Annotated in this window: 12 protein-coding genes; 10 read left to right on the forward strand and 2 right to left on the reverse strand. The window is 48.3% G+C overall.

Going from position 1 to position 15,843, the window contains the following annotated elements:
* The first annotated feature begins 26 nt into the window (after window positions 1-26).
* The 9 genes from ABD846_RS12745 to ABD846_RS12785 all read left to right on the forward strand — a co-directional run bounded on the left by ABD846_RS12745 (window position 27) and on the right by ABD846_RS12785 (window position 11,733).
* Window positions 27-911, forward strand: coding sequence for an STAS domain-containing protein (locus ABD846_RS12745; protein WP_344827657.1), 885 nt, complete (start codon window positions 27-29; stop codon window positions 909-911).
* Window positions 904-1,311: an STAS domain-containing protein gene (locus tag ABD846_RS12750; RefSeq protein ID WP_344827660.1), complete on the forward strand. Its 408-nt coding sequence runs from the start codon at window positions 904-906 to the stop codon at window positions 1,309-1,311. Before ABD846_RS12745 ends, ABD846_RS12750 begins: the two co-directional genes overlap by 8 nt.
* Window positions 1,262-1,705, forward strand: coding sequence for an anti-sigma regulatory factor (locus tag ABD846_RS12755; RefSeq protein WP_344827664.1), 444 nt, complete (start codon window positions 1,262-1,264; stop codon window positions 1,703-1,705). The genes ABD846_RS12750 and ABD846_RS12755 overlap by 50 nt, the downstream gene beginning before the upstream one ends.
* Complete coding sequence (locus ABD846_RS12760) at window positions 1,698-2,720, forward strand: ATP-binding protein (RefSeq protein WP_344827666.1); 1,023 nt, start codon at window positions 1,698-1,700, stop codon at window positions 2,718-2,720. Before ABD846_RS12755 ends, ABD846_RS12760 begins: the two co-directional genes overlap by 8 nt.
* Complete coding sequence (locus ABD846_RS12765; protein WP_344827669.1) at window positions 2,720-4,342, forward strand: sensor histidine kinase; 1,623 nt, start codon at window positions 2,720-2,722, stop codon at window positions 4,340-4,342. The genes ABD846_RS12760 and ABD846_RS12765 overlap by 1 nt, the downstream gene beginning before the upstream one ends.
* Window positions 4,343-4,566: 224 nt before the next feature.
* Complete coding sequence (locus tag ABD846_RS12770; RefSeq protein ID WP_344827671.1) at window positions 4,567-5,964, forward strand: T9SS type A sorting domain-containing protein; 1,398 nt, start codon at window positions 4,567-4,569, stop codon at window positions 5,962-5,964.
* A gap of 206 nt (window positions 5,965-6,170) precedes the next feature.
* Window positions 6,171-8,015, forward strand: coding sequence for a T9SS type A sorting domain-containing protein (locus ABD846_RS12775; RefSeq protein ID WP_344827674.1), 1,845 nt, complete (start codon window positions 6,171-6,173; stop codon window positions 8,013-8,015).
* Between the two features lie 165 nt (window positions 8,016-8,180).
* Window positions 8,181-10,931: a TonB-dependent receptor gene (locus tag ABD846_RS12780; protein ID WP_344827677.1), complete on the forward strand. Its 2,751-nt coding sequence runs from the start codon at window positions 8,181-8,183 to the stop codon at window positions 10,929-10,931.
* 1 nt (window position 10,932) lies between these two features.
* Entirely contained in the window at window positions 10,933-11,733 is an 801-nt protein-coding gene (locus tag ABD846_RS12785; RefSeq protein WP_344827680.1) for a DUF4249 family protein, read from the forward strand.
* Window positions 11,734-11,739: 6 nt separating this feature from the next.
* On the opposite strand, the gene ABD846_RS12790 is transcribed toward ABD846_RS12785, so the two are convergent.
* Complete coding sequence (locus tag ABD846_RS12790) at window positions 11,740-13,635, reverse strand: DUF6311 domain-containing protein (protein WP_344827683.1); 1,896 nt, start codon at window positions 13,633-13,635, stop codon at window positions 11,740-11,742.
* A 157-nt stretch (window positions 13,636-13,792) separates the two neighbouring features.
* Here ABD846_RS12790 and ABD846_RS12795 point away from each other — a divergent pair, with 157 nt between their 5' ends.
* Window positions 13,793-14,887, forward strand: a complete 1,095-nt coding sequence (locus ABD846_RS12795; protein WP_344827686.1) for a glycoside hydrolase family 3 N-terminal domain-containing protein — start codon at window positions 13,793-13,795, stop codon at window positions 14,885-14,887.
* 235 nt (window positions 14,888-15,122) lie between these two features.
* Here ABD846_RS12795 and ABD846_RS12800 read toward each other — a convergent pair whose 3' ends face one another.
* Window positions 15,123-15,812 carry a hypothetical protein gene (locus ABD846_RS12800; protein ID WP_344827689.1) on the reverse strand — a complete coding sequence of 230 codons (690 nt, stop codon included), beginning with the start codon at window positions 15,810-15,812 and terminating at the stop codon, window positions 15,123-15,125.
* Window positions 15,813-15,843: the final 31 nt, after the last annotated feature.

Raw genomic sequence — 15,843 nt, forward strand, 5'->3', positions numbered from 1 at the left:
GCAAAGTCGCTTTTTAAAACCCGTATATGAAGGCAAACATCTCTAGGCTTTTTCATAAGAAGAAGAAGCAGGTCATCGATTTATGGATGAACAATCAATTGCAGGATGTTTCCCTCAGGGAGGACCTGATAAGTAATGACGATTTGCGTGCGCAGTCGGAAGAACTTGTAGAAGTATTAGTGAATAAGCTGAATGATGACAACCTGAGCGTTGTGGACTCGGCCGACTTTGACGATGTGTATGAAGTGTTGGGAGGGATTTCCATTACCCGCGCCCGTCAGGGCTTTTCCCCCAGGGAAACGGGTGTTTACATTTTCAGTCTGAAAGACGCTTTGCTCCAGATTTTACAGGAGGAGTTCAAAAACGATCCCGTTAGTCTCTATGAGTCCACAATGAAAGTGAGCAGACTCATCGACAGCTTCGGTATCGTTACGTTTGAAACATTTATCAAAGGCCGTGAAGAAGTGATCCTGCGTCAGACCGACGAGATCTCCGAGATTTCCACACCGGTTATCCGCGTTTGGGATGGGATTCTCGCACTTCCGATTATCGGTACGCTGGACAGTTCCAGAACGCAGATCGTGATGGAAAACCTGTTGCAGGAAATTGTGGCGAGCGGAAGCAGTATCGCGATACTGGATATTTCCGGTGTGCCTGCCGTGGATTCACTGGTGGCGCAACATCTGATCAAAACAGTAAGTGCCACACGCCTGATGGGTGCTGAGTGCATTATCAGCGGCATCCGTCCGGAAATAGCACAGACGGTTGTGCATCTGGGCATAGATTTATCCGGCATCGTTACGAAGAGCACATTGGCAAGCGCATTGAAGTATGCGTTTTCCATGCTGATGCTGGAAGTGAGGAAGAAACAGGTTTCGTCGGGCAATAACAGCAGAGTGGTAAATGGATAAAATTCCTATTTTAAGAATGGGCCAGTTTCTGCTGGTCACTATACAAGTGGATCTTTACGACCGTCTTGCACTGAATCTCGAATCAGATCTGGTGCAAATGGTAAGCAAAACCGATGCGCGCGGCGTATTGATCGACATATCGGCAGTGTCTATTGTTGACTCTTTTATGGGACGCATCATAGGCAATATTGCAAGCATGTCAAAAATTATGGACGCCACCACAGTAGTTGTAGGTATGCAACCTGCGGTGGCTATCACGTTGATCGAACTCGGTCTGCCATTAGCAGGCGTACATACCGCTCTTGACGTTGAAAAGGGAATGGCTTTATTACGCACAAAAATCCTGACTGATGGAGAAGAAAATGAGTACAGCGACGAGTCCTACGACGATTCTGAATAAAGATTCCGTCTCAATTGACAAAGAGCAGGATGTAATACTGTTCCGTAACCGGGTAAAAGAATATGCTACCAGGATCGGGATGGGACTCGTAAACCAGACGAAGCTCCTCACTGCGGCAAGCGAACTTGTCCGCAATATGCTTCGTTATGGTAACGGGGGAATCTGCTTTATTGAAGTTGTCAGCAAAGGACGTGAAAATGGGATCCGTCTCATTTTTGCCGATCGGGGTCCCGGTATTGAGGACATCGGTCTCGCTATGAAAGACGGATTCACAACGGGAAAAAGCCTGGGACTCGGTTTGCCGGGAGCCAGACGCCTATCCAGCGAATTCGATATTAAAAGTAAAGTTGGTGAGGGTACGACTGTGACAATTATAAAGTGGAAAAATGGATAGTACCAACCATATACGATTCAAAGCAAGCGACAGAAGTTATTTCTCTATACTGAAGAAAGAGATACACAACATTGTCGCGGCTGCAGGCTTCTCGGAAAAGAAGATCGGTGAGATCGACATTATTGTGGCGGAGATGACTTCCAACCTGCTCAAACACGCGGGTGGGGGAGATATACTCGTGCGCCTGGTAGATGAAAACGGAGATGCAGCCCTTGAGCTGATCAGCATCGACTCCGGGAAGGGCATGTCCGATGTGGCGAAAATGGAAATTGACGGCTACTCAACTACCAATACGCTCGGACACGGACTCGGATCGATCAAACGTTTGTCGGACCTGTCGCAGATATATTCCCTTAAAGACTGGGGCACAATCCTGCTGTGCCGTATTTTTAAAGAGGAAAGCGCGGCGCGTCGCACACGAAGTGCGGCCGAAGTGAGATCCGTCGTTGTCTGCAAGCCAGGCGAAGAAGTTTGCGGAGACGGTTTTTTTTATAAACTGGATAAAGATCGGCTGCAGATATTCCTCGGAGATGGTCTGGGTCACGGTGTGGAAGCAAACAAGGCGGTAACAGCTGCGATCGCGCGTTTTAAAGAAACAAATGAAACGTCGCCATTGCACGTATTGCGCGACCTGCATGTGGTAGTGAAAAAGACACGCGGACTGGTAGGCTGTATCGCCACCTACTCCTTCAGGGACAGGAAATGGTCGATCTGCGGTATTGGCAATATTGCTACAAGAACTCTGGTTTCCGGTACGGTGATAAAAACGCATATGTCTTATAACGGTATTATCGGACTGAGTATTCCGAATACCATGAAAGAACAGGTGCTGGACGGCGAGCGCGGACAAATCGTGATGATGTGTTCAGATGGAATCAAAACAAGACTTGATCTGCAAAAGTATCCAGGCATTTTCCGGTACGATCTGTCTATCCTGGCTGCTGCTGTTTTTAAAGATTTCAGCCGGGAAACCGATGATATGTCTGTGGTTGTAGGGCGTATAAACTTTAACTGATGAAAGAAATAGCGAAGGTTATCCTGGAAAATGAAATGGACCTGATCCTGGCGCATAAGCAATCAATGAAGATTGCCGAATTGCTGGGCCTTTCGTTGTCTGCCCAGACAACCTTTGCCACTGCGGTTTCTGAAATCTGCCGTTTTGCGATCAGCCGGAATAATCATGCCTGCCTCACGCTGGTGCTCGCCACGCAGCGTATGAAAGACAGGTACCTCAGAGCCGTGTTGGAAGCCGATTTCGTCAAAGATCAGCTGCTGATCAGAGAGGGTGTACAATATGCAAGGCGACTGGTGCCGGGCGTGCGGTTTACAGAAAACAAAGAACAGATCACCGTTGAGCTGGAAGTGCCGCTTTCGTCTGCATTGCACGTTAACGACGCTTTGGTGGAAGATTGGAAAATCATCCTGAATAACGATCCCGCCATTTCTCCGTATGAAGAGATAAAACGCAAGAACCGCCAGCTGACTGAACTTTCGGAGCGCGTGCGTACCAGCGAGCAGCAATATCGCCTGCTCGCCGATTCCCTTCCGATCATGATCTATACCTTCACCAATGAAGGAAAGCTCATGTATGCCAATCAATGGCTGCTGCGATACACTGGGCTCACAGTGGCGCAGCTGAATGAAGCTAAATACAGTAACATTTATCACCCGGATGATTTCGGCAATATCTGGTCTAACTGGGAGAAGGACCATAATAATAATCTGGTCAATAAGGAAAGGAAGCTGAAAAGCGGCTCCGGTGAGTACCGGTGGCACTCAGGCGTATCCATCCCGATAAAAGACGAAGACGGAAATATCCTCTACTGGAACGCGTTTATGGTAGACATACACGCACAGAAGATCATTGAGGAAACATTAAAAGATAATATCGAGCTTAAAGAAACGAAAGCTGAACTGGAAGAGAAAGTAGACCAGTTGAATAAAAGCAATAAGATGCTCGAACAGTTTGCGTTTGTTGCTTCTCACGATCTGCAGGAACCACTGCGTAAAATCGGTTTCTTCTCTAACTATATCAAAACGAATTACGGCGCACAGCTCGGACCGGAAGGCGGTAAATTCCTGGATAAGCTGGTTACCGAGACCGAGCGTACAAGGGAGATTGTGCGGGATATCCTGTATTACTCAACCATCAATACAGACAATGGTTTCTCCGACAATTTAGACCTGAACGAAATAGTGCATACGGTGCTGAGCGATATGGAGATACTGCTGATGGAAAAAGATGCTCATGTAAATGTTGCGCTACTGCCTTCGGTCTTCGGCAATAGGGTGCAGATGACCCAGCTTTTCTCCAACCTGATTTCCAATGCGATCAAGTTCGTACCTGCCGGCACCAGGCCGGAAGTGCAGATCGGTTTTGAGGCCGACGATACTTCCCGTTCCGTGATCAGGGTAAGCGACAATGGTATCGGTATAGAAGAACAATTCCATCACAAAATATTTGAACTGTTTCAGCGGCTGCATCCTAAGGACGAATATAGCGGTACAGGCATCGGGCTTTCCACCTGCAAGAAGATCATGGAGTTTCACGGGGGCCACATGTTCCTGGAAAGCCGTCTGGGTGAAGGTTCTACCTTTATTCTGTCTTTTCCGAAATCCGGAAATAATCCTGCCTGAACCGCTGGCCGGAAATAATCTCAGAGAGACGCGACAGTAATCCGGCGCAAAAACATAGCAGCAGGTAGTAAGCTGGTTTTGACGCCGACGGGTTCCGGACGTCTTTTCAGGAATGCCGGTTCGGTTCGTGCGGCCATACCTGCCTGTTTGCTCAATGTCTGAGTATGAATGATCCGGAAAGAAAAGTCTTTATCTTTGCATTCAAATCTTCATAAACGCTAAACATGAAACAAAAACACTTCTGCGCTTTCCTGCTTGCAGCAGGAATTCCGGCTGTTGCTGCGGCCCAGCAATCCTTCAACGCAAATTCTTTACTCCGCCTTTCCGATACAAAGGAAATCCGTGCCGCAGTTGCAAAACATGCTTACGAACTAGGTCTGCAGTCGGCAGGTAAAGGAACAACAGCCAAGACAACAGCGGTACAGAGCCGCCTGATCGCGAAAGCTTCCCGTACTTACGATGCAGGGGTGGCGATACTTACCGATTCCGCCAGGTGCGTGTACTCCGGCGACCGCGGTGGCGATCTGAACAGCGAGATCAAATCCGATTCTCTCTACAATTATCAATCGCTGACCTTTGGCGCTCCATTGGTTACAAATTCCCGCACTTACACTTCTTACAACTCCGGCAACAGACGTATCTCTGATACCTCTGAGCGTTACTCTTCCGCATCCTCTTCTTTCAGCTATACCAGTCGCAATACGCTTACCTATAATACTTTCGGCCAGATTAGCACGCAATTGCTTGAAATGTGGTCGGGTACCTGGATTTTTTCGATCATGGATAAAATGTCCTACGACGCATCCGGACGCCAACTGGCGGATACAGGGCTGAACAGCCTGACACCCGGAGATTACAATTATGTGTCAGTAAATACTTATGATGCGGGTGGAAAATTACTGACCATATCGGATAAAAATTTTACGGCCGGGACCTGGGTCGATTTTTCGGAACTGGCTTATACTTATAATGCTGCCGGTTATTGTGAAACCTTTACGGCGCGTTATAATACCGGCGGTACCGGTCTGGTGAATGTATCAAAGGCGTCTTACTTATACAACGCCTCCGGGAAGCCCGTTACGATCAATACGTACATATGGAATACCGGCACGGCAACATGGGACAACGATCAGGTGATGGTGTACAGGTATGATGCTTCCGGGTATCTCTCCCGCATCAGTGTCGCAATGTGGAACAGCAGTACCGCCGCGTACGATTCTATTGTCAGGGTTGATTTTACCAATAATATTCACGGCCAGGCAACATCAGAAAGCTCTTTTTCGTTTGATTCCGGAAGCTGGAAAGTGTCTGACGGCGATCATAAATACAATTACTATTATGAAGACTATACGACAGGTGTAAAAGAACTGCAGGCACAGCAGGCTGAGATCCGGTTGTTCCCCGTACCTGCTGCAGATGAATTGGAATTGCAGATCCGCCAGGAACATCCGCAAGCCCTGGAAGTTGCGGTCATAGATCTGCAGGGACGTGTGTGCATCAGTAAGCAATATGCTGCTGCTGCCAATATCAGCGATCGTATCTCCGTTGCACGGCTACCGTCCGGAAATTATTTGCTGCGGCTCAACAACGGAACCGTTCGCAGTTTCGTCGTAACGCACTAATAGTTTATTTTTGGTTTTCAAATGGTCTTTGTTCACTCAGAGGCCATTTTTTGTTTCTCCTGATCCGTTAGTAAAAAATGTATACATGAATATTACTGTCAATAATTGGTATTGCGGTTTCAAAAAAAATAACCATTATATATTTTGTTATATTTTAAATATTTTATATTTTAGGTATGCCATCTAAACCAATTGGCATATTTAAAATGAAAAAATTACTAGTCGCCGCTCTATTGGCAAGTCTGTCTGCATTGCCTGCAGGAGCCCAGTTTTACTACAACAAGACCTATGTAGATCCCGCCACCACTAAATTTACCGCTATGGATCACGTAGCGGTTCAGGTAGACGATGCATCGGTGATGCTGTCTCGTGAATACGACCTTTCGACCTGGACAAATGATATACGGCTGACCAAATTCGATGACATAGGGAACGTGATGTTTGAGCGTATATGGCGCCTGAACGAAACAGGGGCAATACTGCCGGATCGCCTGGTGCGCACAGCGGACGGAGGTTTTATCGTCGTGGGTACGATTATGAGGTCGGGCCGTTACAATCCGTTCGCTGCCAAATTCAATTCGGTGGGTGACCATACTACACTGGAATGGGCGAAGGAATATACGGTGAATGCCGGAAACTGGCTGAATAAAGGCAGAAATCCAATTGTGAGTATCACAAAATGCGCGGAGGATGCCGACAGTTATATCATCACCTGTAACACACGTCCTTACTGGTATGATCTGTACGCCAGCCGTCCGGTGGGTGACCCGCTGCGTTTTGCAGATAATGATGCGAGCGTACTCGTGATGCGCATCCGTGGAAACAACGGATCGCAAATGTGGTGCAACAAATATGAAATGAATGCGGCGTCACGCAATACCGGGCCTGGTGGAACTTATATTATCATGACCAATATGCCGCATACGGTTGCAAACGGTAATGGAAAAAGTCTGATCGCCGGTTTGCTTGATTATGGAGTGTACTACGGTTTGGGATATGTAGGATTCTACATGGCGGTAAACGATGACGGTTCTATCAATCAGCAGTACAACATGCTGGATGACGCGTGGTATATGGAATCGCCCCACGCCATTTACGACGACCAGGGTGCGACAGGCTTCGAGTTTGCGATGACCTACACTGAAGCAAACGGACACTTCCCTCCCGGCTCACCGTTTATTGCCAAGATTGGAGGACTGCAGATATTTTCCGCTGTGGGCACCGTTACCAAATCCCCTGCTGCAAACTTTTATAATTTAGGCAGTTCCGGTGTAACCAAATTTGTAGGATTGGATAAAAAGGGTACGGCTGGGACCCAGTACGTTGTGTCATTGGATCTTGAAGGCGCAGAAGGTTCCGGTTCTCCGACAAACATGGCACTGCTGGCATTGAATAAAACTCCGGCTCCCGGCAGCATAGCCGGATTTAAGAAATTTAACGTCGCCAATAATACCCATACACAGACGCGTCCGATTACACTGTATGCGGCAGGATTTACACTTGAGAAATCTGTCACACTAGGCTGGGCAAACAGCCCCCTGGGAATAGGTGTACGTCAGATATCCGCGGATATAAATACTTTCAGTCCCCCAACATGCGGCGAAGCACCCGAAACGGGAGTTGAACTGAACGATATCACTACCGAAATCGGGTTTGTGTATGATGTGTATGATGCAATGGGAAGCCTTGATTTTGAAATTTACGAGGATAATTTTTCAACTGATATGAATGATTGCCGCTTTTTTCCGCCCGCAACTTACCGTACAGCAATCAGCACTTCTGCTTCGGACTTTTGCAAGTTGTATCCCAACCTGATCGGCGATGAGCAAAAATCTGTGAAACTGGATTTAAGCGTTACGCACGCAACACAATTGCAGATTCAATTGGTGAGTATGGACGGCCGCATTATGCTGAGCAAATCTTTAGACCTTCCGGAAGGCGCACAATCTGTTGATCTCCCACTGCCGGCACTTAGTTCCGGCAATTACTTTGTAAATGTTCGTTCATCGGATGCTAAGATCAATGAACACTTCAGGATCACAAAAATGTAGTCGTTATTTACTAAATAAAAAAAGGCAGACACCAGTTGTCTGCCTTTTTTATGTTCCTGCTTCGCCACGGAAATTCCCTGTCTTACGCTCACATTCCGCGAATTAATCCCTTTCCTGTTTCACCGGCGTACGCATCCTCTACTTTCGGTCGTTTTTGCAAACCGGATGAGAAGAAAATTATTGCTATACCCAATATTATTGCTGCTGGCGAACGGACATTGCATGGCGCAGCTATTCAAAAAGCAGGAAAAGCGAGCGCCTAATGCGCTGGATTCGGTAATGGTGACGCACGATTTTGCACGCGTATACCTGGATTCGGTGTACAATTATTTTCATGTACGTTATGGCATCAGCATCCACTATGATACTGCTTACTGCAGCAACCTTCTTTTTGATTACTGGTACTCCGCCACGCCGCTGTCCCTGGCGATTGAGATTACCACACGGGAAAAGGACCTGGAATACACGATAGACAGTACACTTACCGTAACCATAAAAGCGCGCCATTTCCACAACGTGGCCCGCAGGGTGGATAAGTCACGGATTGTGCCTCCGGATATGGCAGAGCTCAATCCTTACACTTTAAAGGGTCATGTACGCGACGATTCCTCCGGGACGCCACTGGCCGACGTGCAACTGCAGTTATCCAGTACTAAAGATGCAGTGTTTACACGTGATGACGGCTCTTTTGAGTTATCCGTAGTGCCAGCCGATTCCACGAAATTGCTGGTTACCGCAAGGGGGTACGAGCCGCTGGAACTGTTATTGCTGCCGGGTATCAGTCTCCGGGATTTCATAATCGGTTTGCGCCCGAAAGAAAACGTGCTGCGTGAAGCCGTGATCACAGCCAACAGGCAGGATATCATGAATCTGTCCGGAGAAACGGTAAGCAGTATTCGCCTGAGTCCTTCGAAACTCTCTGAAATACCAAACGTCGGCGATAAAGACATCATGCGTACTTTCCAACTGATGCCGGGTATCAGCGCAGCCAACGAATCCTCCTCCGGGCTCTATGTACGTGGTGGCACACCAGATCAGAATCTTGTACTGCTGGATGGCTACACCGTATATCAGGTAGACCATCTGTACGGCTTCTTCTCTGCATTTAATGCTAATGCCATTAAAGATGTGCAGTTGTTCAAAGGAGGCTTCGGTGCACAATATGGCGGTCGACTGTCGAGCGTTACAGAGATGAATGGGAAGGAGGGAAGTACAAAGCAGTTCAATATAGGAGGTGATATCAGTTTGCTGAGCATGAATATGTTCACGGAAATCCCGGTTACCGAAAAGCTCTCTGTAGTCGCGGCTACGCGCCGTTCGTGGAGAGGCCCGATTTACAACTGGATCTTTAATTCCTTCAACAAAGGGACGGGCGCGCAGCAACAGACCAGCTCCGGTAATCGGCGCGGTCCCGGCGGATCCGACAATGTTACCAAAGCGAAGTCCTATTTTTCAGATTACAATGTACGCAGTACATACAGAGCCACAACAAAAGACGTGCTTACCTACAGCTTCTTCAGTAGTACAGACGATCTGGACAATGGCTTCTCAATATCTGCGCCCGCTTTCCTGGCTGATCAGGGAATCAGCTTCGACATGAGCACCACGGACCTCACCCATTACAGTAACCTGTGCATGAGCGGCGGCTGGCAACGCCAATGGTCGGGCTCGTTCAAAGGCAATACAAGCCTGAGTATGTCCGAATACAGCAGCGATCGCAACCGCGAAACGAGTGGAATGATCCGTCGCAACGGGTCTGATAGTACGGAAACAAAAACCGGCGTATTTGAGCACAATCGCCTGCAGGATATATCGCTTCATTCCGATTACGAATGGAGCGGAATACGGCATAACCGTCTGCTGTTTGGCGGTTTCGGCACACAATATGATATCAGCTATACATATGCTCAGTCGGACACCGCATTGCTGCTCGACAATCATCACAAAAGCCTACTTGCAGGTGTGTACCTGCAGGATGAATATGCTTTGTGGCAGCGAAGGCTTTTGCTCCAGGGAGGTATTCGTGCAAGCTATTTCGGAGCCACGCAGCAACGCTATATCGAACCGCGTTTCTCGCTGATAGGTAAGATTACCGGCAGGTTGACGTTTAAGGCAGCCTATGGAAAATATTATCAGTTTGCCAACCGTATTACGCGGGAGGACCTGAGTACGGGAAGTACACAGTTCTGGGTGTTATCAGACGGACAGACGGTGCCCGTAAGCAGTGCATTACATCGTATTGCCGGGCTCAGTTATGAAACACCGAAATTACTGTTCAGCATTGAAGGCTATTATAAAATACTCGATCAGCTCACGCAATATACCGAACGCTATAAAGCCAGCACAGCACTGATCAGTTATGAACAGCAATTTTACAAAGGGAATGGCTTTTCGGAAGGTATTGAATTTACCGCACAGAAAAAGACAGGTAAGTTCACCGGCTGGGTCAGCTATACGCTTGGCCGCACCCTGAACTATTTCGACGTGTACGGTTCCGGCTATATACCGGCAGATCAGGACGTACGCCACGAATTTAAAGTGGTGGGCATGTACAAGTATAAAAAATGGGATTTTGCCGCAACCTGGATCTATGCATCCGGTCGTCCCTATACCGCTCCCGGCGGCAGTTACGATATAGCGCTGCTCGACGGGACGACGCAGAGCTATGTAACCACAACTTCGAAAAACACTTTGCGCCTGCCGGATTATCATCGCCTGGACGTTGCGGTCAACTACCACTTTTACACAGACGCGGGCAAAGACGTAGGCTATATCGGACTATCCCTCTTCAATGCTTATGCGCGCGAAAACGTCTGGTACAAGCAATTTACGGTAGTGGATAATGCCGTTGTCGAAACCAATGTGAACTATCTCAGTTTTACCCCCAACCTCACGCTTTCCTTAAAGATCAGATAAGATGTCACGAAAACTAATATTATGTGCCTGCCTGTTCCTCGCGGCCTGCAAAAAATCGACAACTACGCCCGCGTACAACTACGATCCTGTGATCGCAGCATATCTCTCGCCGGATATACCTTTATCGCTTACGCTCAGCCACCAGTCTGCTACCGGATCAGACAGCTTTAATGCTCCGCCGCTCGACTCCCTTAACCTTGTGGTATCGGTGGGAGACAGCAGTTATATTTTACGTCCGCTGGGCGGTGGGGTTTATGCAGACTCTGTTTTATATCTGCAGGCAGGAGCATCCGTCGGTCTGCGTTTTGTATACAACAATAAAGTGGTTACGGCATCCACAGTAATTCCGCCGAGGCCCGTTGATTTTGCACAGGATGCAAGTGCTTTGTCAGTGGAAAAAGTAACCGCAGATACACAGCCGGCGAGGCCCGGAGAAGAAGCTGCAATTACTTTTACATGGGACAATACGGAAGGTGCCTATTATATGATCGTGGTACAAAACCTGGAAAGCAGCCCGGAGCGCATTATAGATACAAGCGTTACGAATATCGATACCAACAGGCGTTTTCGCACACGTCCTGAAATCACCGATACATATGAACTCAGCGCACGCAGTTTTACGTATTTCGGGTACCACCGCGTCATTCTGTACCGGCTGAATGCAGACTATGCATATTTGTATCTGAATACAAACAGCAATTCCCAGAACCTCTATACTCCTTCGAACGGCATCAGCAATGGTGTTGGCATCTTTACCGGGATTAATGCTGATACGCTGTATGTGCAGGTAAATAAAGGCTAGCGTCCGCTAAGGTTGCGCAGCTATGCTGCGTAAAGGATACCAGGCGTAAAACACATATTTCCCCACAGAGTCGATGGCCTGCATGTGCGCACGTTCGGGCAACAGCAATGCATCCATCATAAACTCCCGGCGCACTTCTTCATAGTTCACCTGCTTTGCACTGTCGGGTACCAATTGCTTGTCCCGTATTACCAGGATCGGTTTATTGCTGAGCAAAGCCTTCAGTTCTGATCCGGGCTGCAGATCGTGAAACCAGTCCCTGATCTGCTGCGTCTGCGCCGGTACGGTACGGGCCAGTTTTACATTGATCATCGGCAGGCGTGTCTTCAGATAAAACTGAAACGAGTAGGCACTCAGGTTATCATCATCGTCCAGAATCATCGCCCTGACTTCAGACCCGACATTATAGTAGGGGAGAAACAAGGCTGCCTGGTAATCGTTTATATGCACGCGGCCGGGGATCACCAGCTCATTTTGCTTTTTGCGGCTGAGCAGGTTTTCGCCATGTATATGCAGCTGGCAGAAGTCTACATAATCCTTCACCTCAAGTGCACCCAGCAATAACAGCGGCACCCAGAAAAATTTCTTTACCGTGCCCCGGAGGCCCCGTGAGAAATGGTACAGCGTATAGAATGCCCAGATGCTGAATGTCCAGAAAAACGGCCATGCAAAGCGGCTCATCGAGCGGAACTGTTCCACCTGTTTGGTAACCATATGTGCCCAGAGCAGCGGATTCAGGTAATTGTGGAGCGTAATCCCTTTATCGCCGCTGCCTTCCGTATAATAATATTCACCGGCATTGACGATATACATAAAAATGCCCGCAAAGAAGATCGTCTTTAGCAACGTATTCGAGAAAAAACGCCGCTGAATATCGCGGAACATTTCACGGTAGGGTTGATGCAGCAGCATCAGCCCGAGCATCAGCATACAACCCCAAAGAGCCATATTCCCGAGGTAGCCCATGTTCTCAGGTTCCCTGGCTCCTTCGTTATTCTGTATCCAGAACTGGAATGTGTAGAACTTAGGTGCAGTGAACAGGCTGAAAAACCGGACCTTCTGCTCGATCCAGTCATAACCGTTCGGTGCGTCCGGCCGCATGGACAGATAGGGGTCAGTGGCTTTCTGGAATAAGATGCACGCAAGCAGGGAAACAACCGTTACCCCTGCAGATGCCGCCAGATGCGGTTTCCATTGCCCGCTCCGGAATAAAGCGATTGCATAGAAAAATAGGAGCACTCCCTGGAACATGCCTAATATAGCAATATAATACCCGTGGAACAGGAAGCCGGTGAAATTGGCAAGCACCATGGAAAGCAATGCACCATATTTATGCCAGCCTTTTTCCGGGGCGGTATCGGTCCAGCGGATAAAAGCCCACATAGCCCAGAGAATAAAAAAACTAAGACCAAGGTTAAAGTGTCCCCAGGGAACACGCACGGTCTGGAAGTTGGTCCAGGGAAGCATCAGGGCTGCCACAAGCGCCAGCCACTCCACCCCTGTGAGCCTTTTGAATATTTTATAGCTCAGCCATCCTGAAAGCACGAACGACAAAGCAATGAATGCCTGGTAGACCGGTATCGCGTAAGCGCTGACATTGTAAACATGCTCGCAGAACCAGCGGTAGGGGATCGCGAAGCCCGGTGTATTGTCCGTCGTATGCACATACTCACCCCAGGGATAGTTGATCCCTTTCAGATGATACAATCCTTTGCTGTCGACAGGGTCCGATACATACGCCTGCAGATGGAAAAGATTTTTCAGTCCGTCACAGCAATCTTTGAAAATAATGCCTGTGGGATCTGACCAGAAATTGCGGAATGCTATATATATCAGGAGCAGTTGCACGATCGTAATCAGGAGCAACGGGTATTGTTGCCATATCCGGGAGAATTTCGACATGTTTATTGTTTTCTGTGAATGTGTACGGTACCAGGGCGATGCGCAAATATAATGTATTGTGCAGGCCGAAACCGGCCCCGCATGAGATCGGTCGCGATGCTTGTCGGCGCATCAACCGAATTGTAGTAGTTTTACGGCCTTGACAATTGAGCGTTTTATGAAAAAAATTTGGAACAGGCTTGCCCTTCTGATGTGCATGACAGGAACCGTAAACGCTGTCGCACAGCAGAAAGACAGTCTGGATGCGCAGATCGGACAGATGATCATGATCGGTGTCGGCGACCGTACGGCAATAAGTGAAACGGATCCGCTCCTTGAAGATATCAGATCGGGTAAAGTAGGTGGAGTAGTGCTGTTCGAAAAGAATATCGCCAAGACAAACTCCCGCGACAGTATGATCCGTATGGTGCAGACCCTGAAAGAGGCAAGCCCGGTAAAGCTGCTCGTATCCATAGATGAAGAAGGCGGGAAAGTACACCGGCTGAAAGAGAAATACGGGTTTCCGGCAATGCCGTCCGCCGATTACCTCGGCCATCTGGACCAGAAAGATTCCACGCTTTGGTACAACCGCCGGCTGATAGCGACATTAAAAGATTTGGGCATTAATCTCAATTATGCACCTGATGTGGATCTGGCAACCAATCCGGATAATGCGCCTATTGTAAAGAACGGCCGGAGCTTCGGAAGCGATCCCGAATTGGTTGCACGGCAGGCAAGATATTGTATTGAAGCCCATCACGAAAGCGGACTGCTTACCTCGCTGAAGCATTTCCCCGGACATGGAAGCTCTAAAGGAGATACGCACTATGGCATCGTCGATGTGACGGAAACATGGTCTGTATCGGAGTTGCTGCCTTACGAACGCTTGCTGCGCGAAGGGGACATCGATATCGTGATGGTCGGACATATGGTAAACCGCCGCTGGGATACCACCATGCTGCCGGCAACTTTGTCCGCCGCCACAATTACTATGCTGCGAACACTGATGGGCTATAAAGGTGTTGTCTGCTCAGATGATATGCAGATGCAGGCGATCAGCGAGCATTACGGACTGGAGAATGCGATCCAGCTATGTGTTAACGCAGGCCTGGATATTATTATGTTTGCCAACACCCTCCCCGACCGGTCGAAGTATGTTACCGCCGCACAGGTACATGCCATTATAAAAAAGGCGGTGCTGAACGGAACCATTCCGAGAGCGCGCATAGCCGAAGCAAGCCGCAGGATCAAAGCGTTGAAAGAAAAATACTGATTGAAAGCAAAGGGTATAAAAAAGAGGGAGCGGTAGTCGCTTCCTCTTTTTTTTGGATAGGAATATTGCTGTATTTTTATATAAATTATTTGTTATGCGGGGAGATGCTAATTGGCTGGCCTTTCTGGCAATTCCGGTGAGTGTATTGTTGCTGTATTATCTGGTTGCATTCCTCTTACGGAAATGCACGCAATTATTGCGGCGCCGTTTTAACCGTTTGCATTAAGCGATCTGATCAGTCTATATAGCTGATGCGGACAGACAGGTATTCTTTACCCAGTTTACCCGTGTCTGCCGCCATCTCCATATCCAGCCGGTACAATTTTTGGGTCAGGCGGTTGCAGGCCTCCTGTATCGGATCAGGCAGCCTTCCCGATATATGGGAGGAGATGCCCCTGCTATCGCATAAGGTACGTATCATATATTGCAATTCGAGCAGATCGCCTTCATCGATGTTATAACGATGCAGTAGGCGCAGACGGGGTTTCAGGAAAAAATAAAGTTCAACGGACTCCGCCAGTAACTGCTCATCCGTAAAGGGCTCTATCCGCTGTTTCAGAATTTTTAATTCTGTGGCACGGAACAATTCACCCAGTTCACGGAACGCCCATTCGGACATGCTGATGAGCCTGTGCAGCAACTGTTCAAGGTCCTTCCTTTCCGGTGCAGCAGGTAATTTCCGTTCGGGCCGTTGCAGCAGGTTCGTAAGGCGGAAACTTTCCGCGCGGAACGCTTTTACGGACTGTCCCAGTTCCGGTCGCAATTCCCAGTAGCGCACATAGCGGCTGAACAGGATGTTTAGCCTGTCGCAGTGTGATTGCAGGCGACTTATGGCTTCTTTGTCGTATATATTCTTCATAGAGTCGGAGATCGTAGCGAAGCAAAAAGAAGGAAGTAAAATATTTTTAATTCCTGTTAATTCCATTGCTTCAAATTTGATGCCACAATTCGACTCC

Origin of the sequence: Rurimicrobium arvi (assembly GCF_039540495.1) — a bacterium.
Lineage (GTDB): Bacteria > Bacteroidota > Bacteroidia > Chitinophagales > Chitinophagaceae > Rurimicrobium > Rurimicrobium arvi.

Bases quoted from the DNA above. Each gene is read 5' to 3' on its own strand.
- ABD846_RS12775 (WP_344827674.1), top strand. From the start codon at position 6,171: ATGAAAAAATTACTAGTCGCCGCTCTATTGGCAAGTCTGTCTGCATTG.
- ABD846_RS12770 (WP_344827671.1), top strand. From the start codon at position 4,567: ATGAAACAAAAACACTTCTGCGCTTTCCTGCTTGCAGCAGGAATTCCG.
- ABD846_RS12750 (WP_344827660.1), top strand. From the start codon at position 904: ATGGATAAAATTCCTATTTTAAGAATGGGCCAGTTTCTGCTGGTCACT.
- ABD846_RS12760 (WP_344827666.1), top strand. From the start codon at position 1,698: ATGGATAGTACCAACCATATACGATTCAAAGCAAGCGACAGAAGTTAT.
- ABD846_RS12785 (WP_344827680.1), top strand. From the start codon at position 10,933: ATGTCACGAAAACTAATATTATGTGCCTGCCTGTTCCTCGCGGCCTGC.
- ABD846_RS12780 (WP_344827677.1), top strand. From the start codon at position 8,181: ATGAGAAGAAAATTATTGCTATACCCAATATTATTGCTGCTGGCGAAC.
- ABD846_RS12745 (WP_344827657.1), top strand. From the start codon at position 27: ATGAAGGCAAACATCTCTAGGCTTTTTCATAAGAAGAAGAAGCAGGTC.
- ABD846_RS12790 (WP_344827683.1), bottom strand. From the start codon at position 13,635: ATGTCGAAATTCTCCCGGATATGGCAACAATACCCGTTGCTCCTGATT.
- ABD846_RS12755 (WP_344827664.1), top strand. From the start codon at position 1,262: ATGGAGAAGAAAATGAGTACAGCGACGAGTCCTACGACGATTCTGAAT.
- ABD846_RS12765 (WP_344827669.1), top strand. From the start codon at position 2,720: ATGAAAGAAATAGCGAAGGTTATCCTGGAAAATGAAATGGACCTGATC.
- ABD846_RS12795 (WP_344827686.1), top strand. From the start codon at position 13,793: ATGAAAAAAATTTGGAACAGGCTTGCCCTTCTGATGTGCATGACAGGA.
- ABD846_RS12800 (WP_344827689.1), bottom strand. From the start codon at position 15,812: ATGGAATTAACAGGAATTAAAAATATTTTACTTCCTTCTTTTTGCTTC.